This window comes from Paenibacillus sp. P2(2022) (genome assembly GCF_029522175.1).
GTDB lineage: Bacteria > Bacillota > Bacilli > Paenibacillales > Paenibacillaceae > Paenibacillus > Paenibacillus polymyxa.
This window is the reverse complement of record NZ_JAKWFI010000003.1, coordinates 378,776-397,399: the sequence shown is the minus strand read 5'-3', so window position 1 is coordinate 397,399 and position 18,624 is coordinate 378,776. Positions and strand designations below refer to the sequence as shown.

Genomic DNA, 18,624 nt, shown 5'->3' with positions numbered 1-18,624 from the left:
GGTGGTTGTGCATTATAAAAAAGCGACAAAGGCTATATAGCCTTTGTCGCTTTTTTGAAAGATTAATTTTTTAGAAAGTAATGATTTGGCTGCTATTTCCTTTATTACGTACATATCCAATGACTTTGGATACTGACTGTCTGTCTTTAAGATAATCACTAACGCCATCTGTCAGGGTGTTTTTTTGATTGTTCGAAAGTTTATTCCAGTCATCCGAATTTACATAAACCTCGACGATAGCTTCACTGCTGTCGCCTCGTACGGTGAAATCAAAGCCGACTCCATTATAGGTGCCATATCTATCGGACAAGTTACGTTGGATCGTACTTGAATCCAGAGAAGAAGCTACCTTTTTAATCGTCACATCGCCTCTGCTGTTAGTTGTAAAGGTGGCCAGTTTATCTCTATTACTGGAGTTTTTCACTGTGCCTTCAATATCGGCATCTTTATACTCTTTCAAAATATCATCTACGATGTCTTCCAGGTAGCTTTCCTTTCTGCTATCGGATAGATCATCCCATCTGGATTTTGTCATTTCGATGGTTACTGTAATATCACTTTTGTTACCATCCAGCGTGATATCCGAGTTCGTGTTGTAGGAATCACTGTAATCCTTATTCAATTGCTTTTGAAGATCTTTCAAGGTGCTTGAGCTATTTTTGCTCGCATCATCTTTCAGCGTCTGATTGTCTTTTTGCAACTGAGCGATGGTAGCATCTTTCGTAGTGTTCGCTGCTTTGGCTGTGTTCAGTTCTTGAGTCAGCGTCGTAATCTGGTTGTTCAGTGCTGTAACCGTAGACTGATCAATAGGAACGCCGTTATCAGCAATGACTACGCGTTTGTTTGTGCCATCCCATGTTACTTTTTTATCCAAAGCTGTACCTGCCAGCTTCAGCGGGATATACGTCACGCCATCCAGCAGAAATGGTTCTGTTTTAGCATCCGAGGCAACCTCGGTTCCGTTATAGATAATTTTAATATTGTTATATACTGCTTGGATCGGCTTAGTTACTTGTGCAGCATATGTAGATTGGCTGAACAGAACCCCGGAGATGGCCAAGGCCGACACGGCAGTGATGATGACAGGTTTCTTCATGGACTTCAATGATTTCATTCGTTGGTCTACCCCTTTATTTAAGAATTATAGCTTGATACATAGACTAGAGTAACATTAATACATACAAAATCCAACAGGTTGGAAGGGTTGTTATTGGTTGTGCTTATATTAGTTAGACGCAAAAGCGACTGTAAAAGTTGCCCTGTTTGCGTAAATATTTTTCCAAAAGTAACCGAACAAAATAAAACAAGTCCGCTGTACAAGACAGCAAGACTTGTTTGGAGTACAGTGCGTTAGGGTATCAAAAGTTGGACTATTTGTGATCCTTCAGTTTTCCTGCTGTTTCCTGAAGGTGACCTTTGGCTTTATCCAATTTACCTTCAGCTTGAAGGGACTTATTATCCGTGGCGTTCCCGATTTGGTCCTTGATTTCACCTTTAGCTTTATTTACATTACCTTTGATTTTATCGCTAATTCCGTTATCCTTCATGGTATAGCCCTCCTCATATAATCAAACTTTCATTCAGCATGCTGTAGTTAGTCATTACCCGAGCGAGGGTAATACGAAACGTGAGGCTGTAGTTCACAGACAGGGGCATAATGTTGGGGACGGGGTCAACTAGATCGTGAAATAAGGGGTGAGCGTATGCTCAAAATTTTATTGTTTATTCTCGTTATTCAACTTATTTATGTATCGGCCTACACACTGCGCATGATTTTGACGCTGAAAGGACAGAAGTACATTGCTGCACTCATCAGCACCGTGGAAGTTACAGTTTATGTGTTGGGCTTGAATGTCGTGCTTAAGTATCTGGATCAAGTGGCAAGTCTTGCGGTATACGCTATAGGCTACGCAGTGGGGATTCTTATTGGAGCGTGGATTGAGGAAAAAATAGCGCTCGGTTATGTCACCGTGAAGGTGATCAGCAATGAGATCAATGGAGGAATTGCCAATGCGCTGCGAGACAAGGGGTATGGCGTTACAGCCTGGCTGGGCAGTGGACGTGATGGAGAACGCCTCGTAATGGAGATTTTGGCCAAGCGTAAAAACCAGAATAAGCTGTATCAGTCTATCCTGGAGCTGGATCCCAAGGCTTTTGTCATTACGGTGGAGCCAAAGCAATTTCATGGTGGTTTCTGGACCAAGGCTATCCGCAAATAAGAATTTTGGTAAAATACGCATATTTTCCGTAGATTGGAGCATATTAATACCCGCACAGGACGGAATTAACAGTATGCCGACAGGGGGATGTTCCCCTATAACAACCAAGGGGGGATATAGATGTACAGACGCCAGGCCCCGGAAATCATTCCAGAGGAAAATACGGCTATTTGGTCGTGTACCAACGAGGGTTGCAACGGATGGATGAGAACGGATTTTACCTTTTTGAGCGAGCCGGCTTGTCCACTTTGCCAAGCCACGATGGGACAGGAAATGCGAATGCTGCCGATTCTCAATCGGACGGGCAATTCCTTTGTCGCCCAGCGCTCTTAATTGAGGGGTAAGCCCATGATTACGCTGCAAAGATTCTAAACGTCAAAAGCCGCTCCAACGACATGCTGAGCGGCTTTTGGTTGTGGAATATTCACGGATCATGACCTCTCAAGGGGCTGCACGGAATCACGATATACAATATGACCCTGTACGAGGACTCGACCAAAACGACTGCCGGGATGGCTTATTTTTTTCATTATTGAATCCACCGCCGTACGTGCCATTTGCTCAATGTCTACTCCGACCGTGGTCAGTTGCGGAACAATAAGCGTGGCGTATACATCGTTATCAAAGCCGACCACAGAGCAGTCCTCGGGTACGCGGTATCCCAGACCAATCAGCTGGTGCACCAGATTGTGAGCGACCTGATCGCAGTTGCATACAAAGGCGGTCGGTAGTGGCTGAGGCAGATCCATTTCAACATAGGACCCTTCGTCGTCCCGGTCGCTGAGTACCCACTCGTTACGGAGGGGCAACCTGTGCTCCAGCAAGGATTTATAGTAGCCGAGGAAACGGTCCTGAATACTGCTGGTGGAATAGATATTTCCCACATAAGCAATATCCCGGTGTCCCTGGGCGATCAAATAATTGGTTAGCTCGTAGGCTCCGTAAAAATTATCCGTCACCACAGAATCGATATCGGCATGCTCATCATAAAAGTCGAGAAACATTTTAGGTTGGTCCATGGTTTGTACCAGCTCAATATATGGCTTGCTCACTTGGCCCAGAAGAATGAAGCCGTCCACCTTACGGTCGTAATAGATACGTGGCAGATTAAGCTGCTCTTCGTCCTCGCGATGGAGGATGTGAAGGATACCGTAGTAGCCGTATGGCTCCAGTGCCCGTGAAATTTGCTGGTAAATATGCAAATAAAACGATTGGCCAGGACCAGTAAAACGTTCAGGGATGACAACACCAATGTTATAGGTGAGCCCCTCTTTCATGGACTTGGCAACGGTATTAAAACGATAACCCATTTCGCCCGCGAGTGTTTTAATACGTTCTTTGAGTTCCTCGCTAACCCCATCCTTGTCATTGAGCGCCTTCGACACGGTCACGCTGCTTATTCCCAGCTTATCTGCAATATCCCGCATCGTTACGTTGCTCTTCATTCCTGTTCCGCCTTCCAATTGTAAAAAGATAAGCATTTTGCCTACATCCAGATAACGGTTGCAAAATGCTGGGGTGAATATGAATAGCTTATCCGCTTGTAGAAATTCAATTAGCTTAGCGGTGCAGCTGCTCTGTAAAGATACAAGGATTGGCAGCATAGCTGCCCATAGAACAACGATTAGCCTGCGGGTAACAATTGTTCTATGGATAGTATACATGGTTCCGCAAGCATGATAAAGCTTACGGCTTAGATCCGCTGGGAAGGACGGTTGCTTGCTTGCAATAGCGCTTCATTGCGATGGATCAGCTCACGGCGGACAGCGGCGCTGCCAAGAGAACGCAATGGGTCGGATGGTGTATTGAAAGTATAGTCCTCCAGACGGGCAATCGTGGTCGTCGCCACGTGGATACGGGTATCACTGGACGCATAGTATATGAAGACTTCATCCCGTTCATTAACGACTGCTCCATTGCAGAAAATAACATTCGAAACATCACCCACGCGTTCCTCATCATAAGGAGCCAGAAAATGCCCACCGGGCTTGGCGATGACGCGCGTAGGGTCTTCCAGACTGGTGGCAAAGGTATACAGCACATATCGCAGCCCGGCGGCTGTATTGCGTACCCCGTGAGCGATATGAATCCAGCCTCGACTCGTTTTGATCGGAGCAGGACCTTGGCCGTTCTTAACTTCGTATACCGTATGATAGTAGCGCTCGTCAATGACTGTCTCATGTTCAATCACGGGCTGTGTAATATCTTTGCAGAGACCGAACGCGATGCCTCCGCCTGATCCGGTCGAAATAAACCCATCTTGGGGACGAGTATAGAAGGCATATTGGCCGTCCACAAATTCGGGATGCAGGACAACGTTACGTTGCTGCGGGGACTGGGTAGTGATGTTGGGGAGCCGGGTCCATGTGCGGAGATCACGAGTGCGGACCAGTCCAGCCTGAGCGACAGCGCTGGAGGTATCGTGGGATGGCGCGTCAGGGTCCTTTTTCTCCGAGCAATAAATACCGTAAATCCAGCCGTCCTCATGCTTCACCAGCCGCATATCGTACATATTGGTTTCTTCCGGGTCGATATCATCCCATACTAAGGGAGCGTCAACGAATCGAAACTGATCAATGCCGTTATCGCTCTCTGCTAAGGCAAAAAATGACTTTCGGTCCAGTCCCTCGGTGCGCGAAACAAGAATGTATTTTCCTTCATGATAGATCGCTCCAGGATTCAGTGCTGCATTGACACCCAGTCGTTCCATGAAAAAGGGATTGGTTTGTGCATCCAGATCAAACCGCCAGTGAATGGGAACATGATGGCGTGTGAGCACCGGATAGAGGTAGCGTTCATAGATACCATTGTAAAAGGAGGTTTTAACCTCATTGGGGCGCGTAATCAGTTCTTCTTGCTGCGCTAGCAGCTCATCGTATTTGTTATGAATCATTGTTTATCCATCCTTTCCAGCATTTCAATGCAAAATCGGCTGTTATGATATGGGCACTTCCAAGGGCCTGCAATCTCTCTCGCGTCAGGCTTACCGTCCGCTTGAACCGACCAGAACCATTCGCCTCCGGTGCGCGGATCAATGATATACTGCCGGGTATAGGTCCATAGATTTCGCACAATTTTCAAAAATCGTTCATCCTGTGTCCGCTGAAACGCATTGTAAAAACCAACCATTGCCTCGGCCTGTACCCACCAGATACGTGTGGTGTCTACCCGCTCTCCCTCCCGTTCATTGATGAGCGATCCGTCTGGCTGAACAGCCCGCTCAGCTACCGCGCTGGCAATATCCACCACCATATTCACATACTCGGATGGATGATAACCCAGCACATTCATGGCGTCCTCCATCAACCAGCTGGCTTCGATATCGTGACCATATGAGGTCAAATCAAGCAGAGAGTGCCATTCGCGGTCGAAGAATACTCCCAACCGCCGGGCGGAAGCATCGTAAACACGCTGGTATAAAATGTCCAGCACGTTCTTCAGTGCGTCTCGAACCTCTTCGTTTGGGTAGGCGCGCAGCAATTGGGTATACGCTTCCAAAACATGAATATGCGTATTCATGGTAATATGCGCGGTAACTCCATTTTCGCTGAGTAGCTCATTAGGCTGCTCGTTCCACGATCGATCATATTGTTCTCCGTATGCTTGGAGAGCAGGATCATACCCTTTTTGCTCCACGAGGTGAAACAGTTTCATTGCCAGTGGCAATGCATTCGGGTCATCCGTAGCTCGTGCATATTCTGCCAACGCATAGATGGCAAATGCCTGCGCGTATACATGTTTACACGTATCCACAGGTTGCCCGGTGTAGTCCACCATCCAGTACATTCCGCCATGTAACGGGTCGAGCAGATGATTTTGCAGAAATGTAAAGGCATGTCGTGCCGCATGTGCATAGGCACGTTCCCCTGTTACACGGGCTGCTGCTGAGAAAGACCAGAGTAACCGCGAAGTGGCGATGCCACCTTTGTCCGCTTGTTTATGGATGTGCAGATCTGCGTCTACCTCGCCATAAAATCCGCCATGCGCTTCATCTTTCAAGCCGAGCCAGAATGGGAGTATGTGTTCCTGCCATTCCTGTCTAATTTCGTGTACTAGTGTTTCCAAGAGACAAGCCTCCTTCGGAAAATGAATTATTAGCTTATCGTTAACCTTACAAAAGGTATCTTATCTATGTATTTATAAACTGTCAACTATACTTAATTTGTGTTTCTGCATAACATTCGGGTGTTGTTATTACAAAAAAATATTGTAATTGACACAGTAAGCGCTAACATAATAAAATGATTTTGTTAGTTTAACGATAACCTTATTCAAAACAACAGGAGGGGTCGTCTCATGAAGTTGTCCAAGGTTTTAATGTCATTACTATCCGTGCTTTTGTTAGCGGGACTGTTTACTGGCTGTACCTCAAAGAAGGATGCGCCAGCTACCAGCTCTGATCCGAAGGGACCGGAAGGGGAAATTACGGTGATCACACAGCGGACAGATATTGTGGATACCGTATTTCAGGATTACGCCAAGGAATTTAACAAAATTTATCCGAACGTGAAGGTCAATTTTCAGGCATTGGCCGATTATGATGGTCAAATTAAAATTCGGATGGGGACTCGGGATTACGGAGATGTCTTGCTGATTCCTGGCAGCATTCCAATTGAAGAGTTACCCAATTTTTTCGAGCCTCTAGGTACTTATGAGGAGATGAAAAACAAGTATACCGGCATTGAAGAACGTACAGTGGATGGTAACAGCTACGGTATTCCGATTGCGATGGTTTACTCGGGTGTGATTTATAACAAAAAGGTGTTCAAGGAAGCAGGAATCACACAAATTCCTAAAACACCGGATCAATTCCTGAAAGCGTTACAGCAAATTAAGGACAAAACCAAGGCAGTGCCGCTGTTTACCAACTATGCCTCTGGTTGGGCACTGACTCAGTGGGAGTCTAGCCTGGCAACAGTAGCAGGTACGAAGGAATACGTGAATGTCACACAACCGACTACAGATGATAATTTCACGAAGGGTCAGCCTCACTATGAGCTGTACAAGGTCCTGTACGATGCGGCTAAAAATGGTCTGATTGAAAAAGATCCAACGACTACGGATTGGGAGACCTCCAAGGCGGATCTTGCTCAAGGCAAAATCGGTACGATGGTGCTTGGCTCATGGGCGATTGATCAGATCAAAAGCGTAGCTTCTAACAAGGATGATATCGGTTTCATGCCTTTCCCAACGAATGCCTCCAAGGTACTTGTACCGCTGGCTGGTGATTTTAACCTCGGTATTAATGTAAACAGTGAAAATAAAGAGGCGGCCCGTGCCTGGGTGGATTGGTTTACCGAAAAGTCCAACTATGCTGTAGAGCAGGCAGGCAGCATTAGTCCGCTGAAGGGTGCCGCAATGCCTGCCATTTTGAAGCAGTATGAGAATGAGGGAGTTGTTTTTGAAGCGCTCACTCCGTCACCGAAGGGGCAGGAAGGAATTGTCGATAAAATCGACAAAATGGGAGAAATCGGCTTGTGGCAACCTGATTTCAAGAAACGAATTATTGAGGCAGCGGTGGGTAACCGCCCGGAATCGTATGACACCATTATGAAGGATCTGAACGATGCATGGGTGAAGGCGCGTGCTGAAGTGGCAGCCAAGGAAGCAAAATAGCCATCTGAACTGACCATAAGAAGAGATTGAAGTGGCAGTTGATGGACGGATAGCCAGGAGGTGCAGCATGTTTAAATTTTCGAATCTCAGCTACTCCAAACAAAGATTAGCGATTATTGTTGCCTTTTCATTTATTCCGCTGGCGCTGCTGGTCACTTTTGCGTACTTGCCGGTGATCAATATGTTTAAATACAGCTTTTCGGACTGGAATGGTTATAGTAAGCGTCTGGAATATGTGGGCTTTGAAAACTATATCAAAATCTTTACCGACCCCGAGTATTTCTCGGTGTTTAAGGTCAGTTTGTATTACTTTGTAGCTACGTTTGTACAGATGGGTTTGGCCCTTTATTTTGCAACCATTCTCAGCTTTCAGACCTGGTTTAAAAATTTCTTTAAAGGCATTTTGTTCTTTCCCTCCCTGATGAACGGGGTGGCGATTGGTTTTATTTTTCTATTCTTTTTTAAGCCAGACGGTACCCTTGATACACTGCTTCAGGCAATGGGATTGGGTTCGTATGTCAAGCTGTGGCTGGGCAACCCGGAGATTATTAATATTTCGCTGGCTGGTACGTCTATCTGGAGATACATGGGCTTTAACTTTATTGTGTTTCTAGGTGCGATTTCTTCCATATCCAGTGATCTGTACGAAGCAGCCGATATCGACGGAGCCAACCGCTGGCATCAGTTCCGCTCTATCATTTTGCCGACTATTAAGCGAATTTTGCAGCTGAATCTGATCTTGGCGATTAGTGGCGCGATCAGTGCATTCGATATTCCTTACATTATGACTGGTGGCTCCAACGGCAGTAAGACGTTCGTCATTCAGACGATTGATGTGGCATTTAAATACAGCAAGGTTGGTTTAGCCTCAGCGATGGCGGTTGTTCTGCTACTGATCGTAGTTGCTGTTACACTGCTTCAGCGGTTGCTGATTCGGGGGGAGGAGGACTAATCATGTATAAGCTAAAAAGATTACTGGCAAACACCATCAAGTATGGTGCGCTATTGCTAGGTGCGTTCATTGCTCTACTGCCAATTGTTGTGATTTTGTTTGCATCTTTGAAGACGAAGGCTGAATATGCGGCAACCAGTCCTCTGACTCCCCCGGTGAACTGGCTGAACTGGGCGAACTACGCCAAGGCCTTTGTGGATGGAAATATGCTAACCGGATTTTTGAACACAGCCTTTATTTTGCTGATTTCCATCATCGGGGCTACGTTGACCGGTTCCATGATCGCGTATATTTTGAATCGCTTTAAATTTAAAGGTAAAAGTCTCATGCTGGGTGCGTTCTTACTCGCCACGCTCATTCCGGGGGTGACGACACAGGTATCGACATTCCAGATCATTAACAAGCTGGAACTGTTTAACACACCTTGGGCAGCCATTTTACTGTATTTAGGAACCGATATTATCGCGGTGTATATTTTCCTTCAGTTTCTGGATTCCATCGCGGTGGCGCTGGATGAGTCTGCCATGCTGGATGGGGCCTCCTATCTGACCATCTACTGGCGCATTATTTTGCCGCTGCTGAAGCCTGCCATTGTGACGGTAATTATCATCAAGGGTGTTAATATTTACAACGATTTTTACACCCCGTTCCTGTATATGCCCAAAACAAGCCTTCAGGTGATATCGACGGCACTGTTTAAGTTTAAAGGGCCATACGGTTCGCAATGGGAAGTCATTAGCGCAGGCATCATCATTGCGATTATTCCGACGCTGGTTGCATTTTTATCATTACAAAAATATATCTATAACGGATTTGCACAGGGTTCAGTGAAATAGAAAAAAATAAAATGAAGTGTCTAGGTGAGAGGAGAGTTAAGTATGAGTAAATTGAATGTGGATTTGGATGTAGGTAACGTACGAATTGTAGGAGACAGCTTGTCGAAAATGCCTTGGCAGGATAAGCCGGAAGGCAGTGAGGCTCCAGTATGGAGGCATACTGAGAATCCGGTCATTGGACGAAATCCGGTGCCTGGCATTGCCCGTATTTTCAACAGTGCCGTAGCTCCGTATGAAGGACGGTTTGTAGGGATATTCCGTGCTGAAACGATTAATGGACGCCCGCATTTGCATCTCGGCTGGAGTGACGACGGGCTGGCTTGGGACATTGAGACAGAGCGTCTGCATATGGTCGATGAGGAAGGAAATGAATATCAGCCTAATTATGCTTACGATCCGCGTCTGGTTCGAGTGGAAGACACGTATTATATCATCTGGTGTACAGATTTCTATGGTGCAGCGCTGGGAATCGCACAAACGAAGGATTTCAAAAGCTTTGTGCGCTTGGAAAATCCGTTCTTGCCGTTTAATCGCAATGGAGTGCTGTTGCCTCGTAAGCTAAATGGAAACTTTATGTTGCTATCCCGTCCGAGCGACAGTGGTCATACTCCGTTTGGTGATATTTTCCTGAGCGAAAGTCCTGACTTGGTGTATTGGGGCAAGCATCGTCATGTAATGAGCAAGGGTGGTCAGGGCTGGTGGCAATCGGTGAAGATTGGTGGCGGACCAGCACCGATTGAGACGACAGAGGGCTGGCTGATGTTCTATCACGGGGTGACAGGCACATGCAATGGACTGGTATACAGCATGGGTGTAGCTGTTCTTGATCTGGATGATCCTTCCAAAGTCAAATATCGTTCCTCCAACTTCGTGTTGACCCCAGAGGAATGGTACGAAGAGCGGGGATTTGTGCCAAATGTGGTGTTCCCGTGTGCTACACTGCATGATGCGGACACCGGAAGAATTGCGATTTATTATGGAGCCGCTGATACGTATGTAGGTATCGCATACACGACAGTATCTGACATTATAAAGTATGTCATCGCGACGGATGAAGTAGTCGCAGATGATCGTGAGTCAGGCCGGATGTAGGAGGAATTTTACATGCCGGAGGATATGTCTTTACAGCAGCTACAGTCATACATGGGAAGTAATCCAAAGCCGCAGGATTTTGATATGTACTGGGAACGGGCGCTACAGGAGCTGGAACGACAGCCACTGGAATATACACTTGAGCCTGCCGAATTTGTCTCTCCGCTGGTGGAGTGTTACCATCTGTATTTTACTGGAGTGGGCGGAGCGAGGGTTCATGGGAAGCTGGCTCGTCCCAAGCATCTTACGGAACAAGGTCCAGCCTTGGCTATGTTTCATGGGTATTCCTGCGACAGTGGCGACTGGTTCGACAAGGTGAGCTATGCGGCACACGGATTCACTGTGCTGGCCATGGACTGCCGAGGGCAAGGCGGGCTGTCTGAGGACAATTTGCAGGTTCAGGGAACGACGGTTCGAGGTCATATTATCCGCGGAATTGACGACCCGGACCCGGATCGGTTGTACTACCGCAACGTATTTTTGGATACGGTGCAGACGGTGCGCATTCTAATGTCTATGGAGCAGGTTGACCCTGAACGGATCGGTGCATTTGGCTGCTCCCAAGGCGGGGCACTAACGGTTGCTTGCGCTGCATTGGAGCCGCGTGTCCGTGTGGCGGTACCGGTATATCCGTTCCTGTCGGACTATAAAAGAGCTTGGGCGCTGGATGCAACGACATCGGCCTATGAGGAACTGGTTTATTATTTTCGCTGGTTTGATCCCAATCATGTACGTGAGAGCGAAGTGTTTCACCGCTTAGGCTACATCGACATTCAACATTTAGCAGACCGTATTCGAGGACGGGTGCTATTCGTGACAGGGCTATCGGATGTGATTTGCCCACCTTCCACACAGTTTGCGGTGTACAATAAAATCGTATCGGACAAGGAATTGCTTGTGTATCACGAATACGGTCATGAGTATTTACCCTATCTGTCAGATCGTGCCATGAGCGAATTTTTGCGGCTGTAGGGGTTGAACTTAACCAGAGGCTCCTTTATAGTAATAGCTATAACCTTCGTGAAGCGTAATAAATGAATACCCCATTTGTATAACCTCAATAATATGGTTTGAGGGTCTCTACCAGGAACCGATAAATCCTGATTACAAAAAGTGTACGTCTTGTACATTTCTTGTGGTCAGGATTTTTTTGCGTGATGCGAGGGATTTACATGACAGCAAAGGAGCTAATGTAATGAACTTCAAAGTAGTTATTTTAACCATTGCGACCTTTACGGTAGGTCTGGTGGAGTTGATTATCGGTGGCGTGCTGCCCCAGATTGCACAGGATTTGAACGTCTCTGTAAGCACGGCAGGACAGCTCATCATGATCTATGCGCTCGTGTACGCTATTGCCGGGCCGACTTTGTTGGCGTTGACCGCCAAAATCGAACGAAAGCGACTGTATTTGTGGTCGATGTTTATCTTTATTCTGGGAAGTCTGCTGGCTTTCTGGAGTCCGAACTATGCTGTGTTGTTTATATCTCGTATCATTACTGCTGCCAGTGGATCATTGATCGTGACATTGTCGCTAACCATTGCAGTCAAAGTAGTGTCCAAAGCTTATCAAGCCCGCGTTCTCGGCGTGATCTCCATGGGGGTAAGTTCTTCCATCGTGCTAGGCATTCCAGCCGGGGTGCTGATTGGAAATGCGTTTGGCTGGCGGGTGCTATTCCTGATCATTGCCTTGTTGACCGTAGTTTCTATGATCATTATGCACTTGTTTATGGAGCGGATTCCAACAGAGCATGTTGTGCCTATGCGTGAGCAGTTGAAGTCCTTGAAAAATGTTAAAGTAATCAGCGCCCATCTGGTAACAACGCTGACACTGGCGGGACACTACACGTTGTATGCTTATTTCACTCCGTTTTTGGAAAACCTGATGGGCTTGAACGCCTCGTGGGTGAGTGTAGCCTATTTTGTCTTTGGGCTGGCGGCAGTGAGTGGAGGTTTTATTGGCGGCTCTTTGGCAGACCGATTCGGCACAGCGAAAAGCATTCTCATCGTCGTGGGTGTGTTTATTGCCGTGATGTTCCTGCTGCCGTTCTCGATTCACTCGGTGTATATGTTTGCGCCGCTTCTGATCATCTGGGGGATTCTGAGTTGGGCCTTGTCGCCCCCGATGCAAAGTTATCTTATTGAAAATGCACCCGAATCGGGTAGTATTCAGCAAAGCTTTAATTTCTCCGCACTCCAGGTCGGGATCGCTCTCGGTTCTGCCTTGGGAGGGGTAGTGATTGAGAATAGCGAGTCTGTTGCCACAAACGCTTGGGTAGGCGGGACATTTGTGATTGTTGCTTTTGTCTGCGGCGTTTTTTCGATTACCAGAGCGGGCACATCGCAGACAGTCAGAGGACACCACTCTGTTTCTTAGGTGGGAGGTCATTGTCCTCTTTTATAAAACGAGAAAACATGTTATACTACTTCCAATTATGAAGAAGGGGGTGAGGTAGGTGAATCACGAGATGCTGAACAACCGTATTAGCCAGCTGCCGATTGCTATGGCTGGCATTGTTCATGCTTTTCCATACAACGGGAGAAGTCTGTCCAATTTTAATCATACGGTTGTAAACATCGCGAGAAGACGCCTACCTTAACTCCAACGGATTGCTATATCTTCCGAAGAGTCGCGGGGTTGCTCCTGCGGCTCTTTTTGTGTTACCTGGGTAAGGGTCTTCCTAAATAAAGGAGAGCCTGAACATGTATATTGTAAACGGTCAACAATTGAAAAAATACCACGCTGCCAATCTGATTTTAGATGGAGCAACGTTTGATATCCATAAGGGAGAAAAGGTGGGGCTTATCGGTCGCAACGGAAGCGGCAAAACCACCCTATTACGCCTAATTGCGCGTTTGTCCCGCCCAGATGAAGGGCAGCTCGTCATCGCCAAGGATACGAAAATCGGCTATTTGCCGCAAATCCCGGCAGAGTTTGAAAGCTTCACCGTATACGAAACGCTGGCTTACGCCTATCGTGAACTGAAGGATTGCCGCAATCAGATGACCACACTGGAACGGGAAATGTCAGATCCGGTTGTGGCAGCGAATCCCGAGCTGTTAGAGAAGCTGTTGCAAACGTATGCTTCTCTACAGGAGCGGTTTGAGCGTAACGGCGGCTATGAAATGGATGCCAGTATGGATCAGATAGCGGATGGGCTAGGTATTCCCAAAGCTATGTATACGCGCAACTTCGGGTCACTGTCAGGCGGAGAAAAAACCAAAATAGCGCTGGCATCACAGCTCATTGGACGACCAGATCTACTGTTGCTGGATGAGCCGACCAACCATTTGGATTTGAAAGGATTGGAATGGCTGGAGCAATTTTTGCAGGGCTACGCAGGTGCGTGTGTGGTTGTATCCCATGATCGCTATTTTCTGGATCGAGTTGCCGGCAAGATGATCGAACTGGAGGATGGCGAGGCCTTTACGTACTATACGAATTACAGCGGCTACGTTAAGGAGAAGGAAGAACGTCTGCTGCTGCAATTTGAGGATTATAAGGAGCAGCAAAAGCGGATCAAAAAGATGAGAGAGACCATTCGCCGTTTGGAAGAGTGGGGACGCAATGGCGATAATGAAAAGTTTTTCAAAAAGGCAGCCTCAATCCGCAAGGCGCTGGAACGAATGGAGCTGGTGAAGCGACCTGTACTGGACCCTCAAGGTGCGGAGTTTCACCTAAAGTTGGAGGATCGTTCCGGTCGCAGGGTGCTTCAATTCGAGGACATCACCAAAGCCTATGGAGAACGTCAAATATTAAACGGGGCAACAGGCAGCCTGGAATTTGGTGAAAAGGTAGCTTTGCTAGGCAATAACGGCGCGGGCAAAACGACGCTGCTCAAGCTGTTGCTTGGTCAGGAAAGCGTAGATGCAGGCACGGTCCAATGGGGCGCGCGCGTCGAGTACGGATATTTGGCGCAGCAAGAGAGAGAACGGAATAGCCGGGCGACGGTGCTTGCTTACTTCAAGGAGGAAGCAGGGCTGGATGAAGGCGAAGCACGCGGGCAGCTGGCGAAGTATTTATTTTATGGTGCGGATGTGTTTAAACCTGTGAGCATGCTGTCCGGTGGGGAGTGGTCTCGCTTGCGGCTGGCGTTGCTGGTTATGAAAAAGCCGAATTTGCTGGTGCTGGATGAGCCGACCAACCATCTGGACATCGATTCCCGCGAGGCCTTGGAGGAAGCGCTGGGCACCTACACGGGAACGGTGCTAGCCATTTCCCATGACCGCTACTTTGTGAATAAGCTGGCTGGACGCGTGTGGGAGCTGGAAAACGGAAAGCTGTCCTTTTATCTGGGCGGCTTTGATGAATACCGCGCGAAGAAGCGGGAGCTGGAAAACGCCCACTCGCAGCGTGGAGCGGATGCAGGAGTACGCTCGGCATCTGCAGGTAGAGCCGCATCTGGTGGCGGCTCGGGCGCGGGCCTAGCTACGCCCGCCAGTGCAGCGAGCAATGATGCGGGAACGGCTGCGCGGACAGGGGCGACTACCGGAGCCGATGCGAGCCGTGCTCGCTCCGGGGCGGCAGGTCGCTTGGGGGCGTCCGATGCCCGGAGTGGGGCACGCGGAGCGAAGGCCGCGAAGCCATCCCGCTCACCCGCTGTGTCCCGCGAGCGGTTGGAGCGGGCGATTGCCGCCAAGGAAGCAGCATTGGCGGCGACAGATGCCGAGCTGGAACTGCTCGGCACAAGCAGCGACACAGCGCGCATGGCGGAGCTGTGGGACGTGCGTGAGCGACTGCAAGCGGAGCTGGACACGTTGCTCGGCGAGTGGGTTGAACTGGAGTAGGCGACAGGCTGGTTGTTGAAGTAGGCAACGTATATTTGCATAAAGAATAGCCCTGAGGTAGCGCGTCTGCCGAGGGGCTATTTTTGTATGGTAAAGAGAATGAGAGAGTGGGAAAAGAATAACCATATATTTAAATTAATGAATTATAATGTTTTTTTATTATGTATGTTTACATATAAAGTAATAGATTTACATTTTGCAACATGTGATATTATTTCACTTGTAAGGGCGAGGCTAATCGCTGTTAAATGAATTTTATATTGTCATCTAGAATTATACATAGGGTTTTCCACATGTTCATATATGACAATATTTCGTATGGATGACGATCTGGGCGGGATGTTGTTCATATAAATCCTTCTTTTCTACTAAAGAGGGAAGACATTTCGGCGGGATAGATATGAGTCTCGTTGAAAGCTGAGGGTATATCTAAATGAAAGGGGGGGAATGCAATGGCTGAAAACTTATTTGATCTGGACATTCAAGTAAACAAATCTCAAGGTTCTGTAGAGCCTCAGGTTCTGAGCATTGTGGCATGTTCTAGCGGATGTGGTAGCGGTAAAACAGCTGCCAGTTGTGTTGAAACTTGTGGCAACCGGTGCTTTACTAACGTTGGTTCACTCTGCTAATCTCGATTGTTGCTTTTTTTAGATAATGGATTTTTTTGTACTCCATAAAAGAAAAACAAGAAGGAGGGACCTTAAAGTCCCTTCTTCTTGTTTGATAAATATTTATTTTTTAACTATATAATATTTAGAGATATTTTTGATATCGTGTTTGGTGATGGAGGGAAAAGGTATGACCGATTTCTTATTGGAAGTAAAGCAGGTAAGCAAAACTGTAGGTAAACGAAGTTTGTTAAATAACATTTCATTTGAGCTCGAAAAAGGGAAAATATATGGATTCATTGGCCCGAATGGAGCTGGAAAAACGACGATGATGCGAATCATGACGGGACTGATGCAGCCTACTAGTGGTTCTGTAAAGATAGCTTCATATAATATACAGACAGATCGGGAAAAAGCGTTATCCAAAGTAGGCGCTATCATTGAGTCTCCGGTCTTTTTTGATTATATGACAGGCAGACAGGTGCTGCGTAATTTGTCCCGATTGCACTTAGGTGTTGCATCTTCGGATCGAGAAAAACATATTAAAGAATTGTTGGAACGGGTTGGTCTGGAAAATCGCGGGGATGATAAGGTCAAAACCTACTCGCTAGGGATGAAGCAACGGCTTGGTATAGCCCAATCTATGTTGGGTAACCCCGAGCTATTGTTGCTTGATGAGCCTTCCAATGGTCTCGATCCCATGGGGATGCGTGAGTTGAGGGATATAATTCTTCGTTTGCGTGATTCAGATAATTATGCTTTTTTTGTCTCCAGCCATCTGTTGGATGAATTACAGCAAATGTGTGATGAGTTGATTGTCATTAAGGAAGGAACGCTTATTTGGAAGGGGGCCGCTGATCAACTTATCAAAGATGGCCAACGGTTAGAGGATGCCTTTATGGGGCTGATGGGGCTATGAAAACACTTGTTTATAGTGAATTTGAGAGATTATGGAGAAGGAAATGGTTTTGGTTATTGGTTTTATGCACCCCTGTACTTGTATATTCGACGGGGATATACATACAGCATACGTTAAGGATTCCTGTGAAGGACTTATCTAAAATTTTTATTGTTGCAGGCTTGCGTGAAAATCTATATTTAATATGTAATTTTGCTGTGGCTACCCTGGTGGCTGCTGTTTTTACGGAGGAGTTTAGGAGCGGACAGCTGAGGTTGTTATTTGTGCGTCGTTTTACCCGTGGTCAGATCTTTTGGAGTAAATTATTGGTAGTTAATACTTCTATTTTACTTCTTCTGATTGTATACGCCGTATCCTCGCAAGTAATTGTTGTTTTTTGGAAGTTCTCGCATAATATAAACGGTACAGATATTTTCGGGCAAATATGGTCCCAAGTGTTTGAATATTATGGGTGGGCATTTGCTTCTTTATTAGCTATCAGTTCACTCTATTCTTTTATTGCTATGTGCAGTAAAAGTGTAACATATGCAATTGGTATTTGTATGACCTATAATCTGGGTGTTTTGTTATTTGATCCGTTGTACATGAAATTGGCTACTTTATTCTCTTCTATTCCACTCTTAAAGAATCTGATTCCATTTTTATTAATTCCATATTTACAATACAAGGGACTAGATCAATCACTGATATGGAATTGGTCCGTCAATGGGGCAATTGTGATTGCCGTCTTGTTCCATCTGATTCTTTTTACAGGGTGGGCATACCGCCGCTTTACAACGGATGATTATTTGTATTAGGAGGATCTATTTATGTCTGGAATTTGGTTGAGCGAATTAGAGAGAATTTGGAATCGGAAATCTACTTTTTTATTATATATAGCAATGCTCCTTATCATTTTTGTGAATATATGGAGTCTTAAAACAAATGGTACAATGCGATTTCGATTTGGTGAGGGAACTATAGTTGTTAATAATTTAAATCTGCCATGGCTTATGATGAGCGAAATTTCTCTTTTTTTAATCTTAGCCATGTTGCCTATACTGTATGTCGATCAATTAGGCGGCGATCTTCATAGCGGAGCATATCGGCTATATGTATTGCGACCATATCGTCGTTTTCAATTCTGGCTTGGCAAGCTGCTCGCTTTATCTGTTACAACCGCCATATTTACAGGTACGGCTTTGGTGATAGGCATAGTGGCTGGATGGTTACTGTTTCCCCATACCTCTACCTTTTTTAAATATGGTTCAGGAGTAATATCTCCCTCATCGGATGCAATCCCATATACGCTTGCATTCTATTTGATTTTAACACTGGCCTGCGTGGCAAAGTTGCTGTTAGTTAGTGCTGTCTGCTTGTTTATTTCAAGACCTTTGTTTGCTTTTATCGCAATTTTTGTTTTATCTGTCGCTCTTTATCAGGTGGTTAGACCGCTTGTCTTACTCATGGATCCCTTTCAACAAATTATGCTTGCTTTAAGGGTGGAAGGTTCCTTTAAGTTTTGGATGTGCTTAATCGCAATTATTTTGGTCGGCTCAGTTATCAGCTTTGTACGTTGGCAAAAGAAAATAATTTAAAAGTTTGTTTTAGAACGGAG

The 18,624-nt window shown here is 46.3% G+C and carries 19 protein-coding genes and 1 riboswitch; of the genes, 14 read left to right on the top strand and 5 right to left on the bottom strand.

Annotation, left to right across the window (positions count from 1 at the left end; translation table 11 throughout):
- Positions 1–70 precede the first annotated feature (70 nt).
- Positions 71–1,114 (bottom strand): stalk domain-containing protein, encoded by a 1,044-nt coding sequence (locus MMB75_RS13560; protein ID WP_045244717.1) that lies wholly within the window; start codon positions 1,112–1,114, stop codon positions 71–73.
- 256 nt (positions 1,115–1,370) lie between these two features.
- Positions 1,371–1,547 carry a CsbD family protein gene (locus MMB75_RS13555; RefSeq protein WP_013373642.1) on the bottom strand — a complete coding sequence of 59 codons (177 nt, stop codon included), beginning with the start codon at positions 1,545–1,547 and terminating at the stop codon, positions 1,371–1,373.
- 156 nt (positions 1,548–1,703) lie between these two features.
- Here MMB75_RS13555 and MMB75_RS13550 point away from each other — a divergent pair, with 156 nt between their 5' ends.
- Positions 1,704–2,219: a DUF2179 domain-containing protein gene (locus tag MMB75_RS13550; protein ID WP_013373641.1), complete on the top strand. Its 516-nt coding sequence runs from the start codon at positions 1,704–1,706 to the stop codon at positions 2,217–2,219.
- Between the two features lie 120 nt (positions 2,220–2,339).
- Positions 2,340–2,552, top strand: a complete 213-nt coding sequence (locus MMB75_RS13545) for a cold-shock protein (RefSeq protein WP_016822696.1) — start codon at positions 2,340–2,342, stop codon at positions 2,550–2,552.
- A 98-nt stretch (positions 2,553–2,650) separates the two neighbouring features.
- On the opposite strand, the gene MMB75_RS13540 is transcribed toward MMB75_RS13545, so the two are convergent.
- The 3 genes from MMB75_RS13540 to MMB75_RS13530 form a co-directional block, all read right to left on the bottom strand.
- The gene (locus MMB75_RS13540; protein WP_045244819.1) at positions 2,651–3,664 is read right to left on the bottom strand and encodes a substrate-binding domain-containing protein; all 1,014 of its coding nucleotides are present in this window, start codon (positions 3,662–3,664) and stop codon (positions 2,651–2,653) included.
- A 248-nt stretch (positions 3,665–3,912) separates the two neighbouring features.
- On the bottom strand, positions 3,913–5,112 hold the full coding sequence (locus MMB75_RS13535) for a glycoside hydrolase family 130 protein (RefSeq protein ID WP_017426153.1): 1,200 nt from the start codon (positions 5,110–5,112) through the stop codon (positions 3,913–3,915).
- Positions 5,109–6,284: an AGE family epimerase/isomerase gene (locus MMB75_RS13530; protein WP_045244716.1), complete on the bottom strand. Its 1,176-nt coding sequence runs from the start codon at positions 6,282–6,284 to the stop codon at positions 5,109–5,111. Before MMB75_RS13530 ends, MMB75_RS13535 begins: the two co-directional genes overlap by 4 nt.
- Before the next feature lie 231 nt (positions 6,285–6,515).
- Between MMB75_RS13530 and MMB75_RS13525 the strand changes: the two genes are divergently transcribed.
- From MMB75_RS13525 to MMB75_RS13470, 12 genes are all read left to right on the top strand, one after another.
- Entirely contained in the window at positions 6,516–7,835 is a 1,320-nt protein-coding gene (locus MMB75_RS13525; RefSeq protein ID WP_016822700.1) for an ABC transporter substrate-binding protein, read from the top strand.
- 67 nt (positions 7,836–7,902) lie between these two features.
- Positions 7,903–8,787 (top strand): carbohydrate ABC transporter permease, encoded by an 885-nt coding sequence (locus MMB75_RS13520; protein WP_016822701.1) that lies wholly within the window; start codon positions 7,903–7,905, stop codon positions 8,785–8,787.
- Positions 8,788–8,789: 2 nt separating this feature from the next.
- Positions 8,790–9,623, top strand: a complete 834-nt coding sequence (locus tag MMB75_RS13515) for a carbohydrate ABC transporter permease (protein ID WP_016822702.1) — start codon at positions 8,790–8,792, stop codon at positions 9,621–9,623.
- A 42-nt stretch (positions 9,624–9,665) separates the two neighbouring features.
- Positions 9,666–10,715: a glycoside hydrolase family 130 protein gene (locus tag MMB75_RS13510; protein ID WP_045244715.1), complete on the top strand. Its 1,050-nt coding sequence runs from the start codon at positions 9,666–9,668 to the stop codon at positions 10,713–10,715.
- Positions 10,716–10,727: 12 nt separating this feature from the next.
- On the top strand, positions 10,728–11,687 hold the full coding sequence (locus MMB75_RS13505; RefSeq protein WP_017426155.1) for an acetylxylan esterase: 960 nt from the start codon (positions 10,728–10,730) through the stop codon (positions 11,685–11,687).
- 55 nt (positions 11,688–11,742) lie between these two features.
- A riboswitch (purine riboswitch) is annotated at positions 11,743–11,842 on the top strand.
- 68 nt (positions 11,843–11,910) lie between these two features.
- Positions 11,911–13,089 (top strand): MFS transporter, encoded by a 1,179-nt coding sequence (locus tag MMB75_RS13500; RefSeq protein WP_045244714.1) that lies wholly within the window; start codon positions 11,911–11,913, stop codon positions 13,087–13,089.
- Positions 13,090–13,168: 79 nt separating this feature from the next.
- On the top strand, positions 13,169–13,312 hold the full coding sequence (locus MMB75_RS13495; protein ID WP_016822706.1) for an RAxF-45 family protein: 144 nt from the start codon (positions 13,169–13,171) through the stop codon (positions 13,310–13,312).
- Positions 13,313–13,415: 103 nt separating this feature from the next.
- Positions 13,416–15,500 (top strand): ribosomal protection-like ABC-F family protein, encoded by a 2,085-nt coding sequence (gene abc-f / locus MMB75_RS13490; protein ID WP_044786942.1) that lies wholly within the window; start codon positions 13,416–13,418, stop codon positions 15,498–15,500.
- A gap of 452 nt (positions 15,501–15,952) precedes the next feature.
- Positions 15,953–16,129 carry a gallidermin/nisin family lantibiotic gene (locus MMB75_RS13485; protein WP_113050054.1) on the top strand — a complete coding sequence of 59 codons (177 nt, stop codon included), beginning with the start codon at positions 15,953–15,955 and terminating at the stop codon, positions 16,127–16,129.
- Positions 16,130–16,298: 169 nt separating this feature from the next.
- On the top strand, positions 16,299–17,027 hold the full coding sequence (locus tag MMB75_RS13480; protein WP_045244713.1) for an ABC transporter ATP-binding protein: 729 nt from the start codon (positions 16,299–16,301) through the stop codon (positions 17,025–17,027).
- The gene (locus MMB75_RS13475) at positions 17,024–17,824 is read left to right on the top strand and encodes an ABC transporter permease (protein ID WP_044786940.1); all 801 of its coding nucleotides are present in this window, start codon (positions 17,024–17,026) and stop codon (positions 17,822–17,824) included. The genes MMB75_RS13480 and MMB75_RS13475 overlap by 4 nt, the downstream gene beginning before the upstream one ends.
- A 12-nt stretch (positions 17,825–17,836) precedes the next feature.
- Entirely contained in the window at positions 17,837–18,604 is a 768-nt protein-coding gene (locus MMB75_RS13470) for an ABC transporter permease (RefSeq protein ID WP_045244712.1), read from the top strand.
- Positions 18,605–18,624 lie beyond the last annotated feature (20 nt).

What these genes read in the sequence shown, in the direction of transcription:
- MMB75_RS13560 (WP_045244717.1), bottom strand. Translation starts at nt 1,114, where the DNA reads ATGAAATCATTGAAGTCCATGAAGAAACCTGTCATCATCACTGCCGTG.
- MMB75_RS13555 (WP_013373642.1), bottom strand. Translation starts at nt 1,547, where the DNA reads ATGAAGGATAACGGAATTAGCGATAAAATCAAAGGTAATGTAAATAAA.
- MMB75_RS13500 (WP_045244714.1), top strand. Translation starts at nt 11,911, where the DNA reads ATGAACTTCAAAGTAGTTATTTTAACCATTGCGACCTTTACGGTAGGT.
- MMB75_RS13540 (WP_045244819.1), bottom strand. Translation starts at nt 3,664, where the DNA reads ATGAAGAGCAACGTAACGATGCGGGATATTGCAGATAAGCTGGGAATA.
- MMB75_RS13545 (WP_016822696.1), top strand. Translation starts at nt 2,340, where the DNA reads ATGTACAGACGCCAGGCCCCGGAAATCATTCCAGAGGAAAATACGGCT.
- MMB75_RS13535 (WP_017426153.1), bottom strand. Translation starts at nt 5,112, where the DNA reads ATGATTCATAACAAATACGATGAGCTGCTAGCGCAGCAAGAAGAACTG.
- MMB75_RS13550 (WP_013373641.1), top strand. Translation starts at nt 1,704, where the DNA reads ATGCTCAAAATTTTATTGTTTATTCTCGTTATTCAACTTATTTATGTA.
- MMB75_RS13475 (WP_044786940.1), top strand. Translation starts at nt 17,024, where the DNA reads ATGAAAACACTTGTTTATAGTGAATTTGAGAGATTATGGAGAAGGAAA.
- MMB75_RS13520 (WP_016822701.1), top strand. Translation starts at nt 7,903, where the DNA reads ATGTTTAAATTTTCGAATCTCAGCTACTCCAAACAAAGATTAGCGATT.
- MMB75_RS13515 (WP_016822702.1), top strand. Translation starts at nt 8,790, where the DNA reads ATGTATAAGCTAAAAAGATTACTGGCAAACACCATCAAGTATGGTGCG.
- MMB75_RS13480 (WP_045244713.1), top strand. Translation starts at nt 16,299, where the DNA reads ATGACCGATTTCTTATTGGAAGTAAAGCAGGTAAGCAAAACTGTAGGT.
- MMB75_RS13510 (WP_045244715.1), top strand. Translation starts at nt 9,666, where the DNA reads ATGAGTAAATTGAATGTGGATTTGGATGTAGGTAACGTACGAATTGTA.
- MMB75_RS13470 (WP_045244712.1), top strand. Translation starts at nt 17,837, where the DNA reads ATGTCTGGAATTTGGTTGAGCGAATTAGAGAGAATTTGGAATCGGAAA.
- MMB75_RS13485 (WP_113050054.1), top strand. Translation starts at nt 15,953, where the DNA reads ATGGCTGAAAACTTATTTGATCTGGACATTCAAGTAAACAAATCTCAA.
- MMB75_RS13505 (WP_017426155.1), top strand. Translation starts at nt 10,728, where the DNA reads ATGCCGGAGGATATGTCTTTACAGCAGCTACAGTCATACATGGGAAGT.
- MMB75_RS13525 (WP_016822700.1), top strand. Translation starts at nt 6,516, where the DNA reads ATGAAGTTGTCCAAGGTTTTAATGTCATTACTATCCGTGCTTTTGTTA.
- abc-f (WP_044786942.1), top strand. Translation starts at nt 13,416, where the DNA reads ATGTATATTGTAAACGGTCAACAATTGAAAAAATACCACGCTGCCAAT.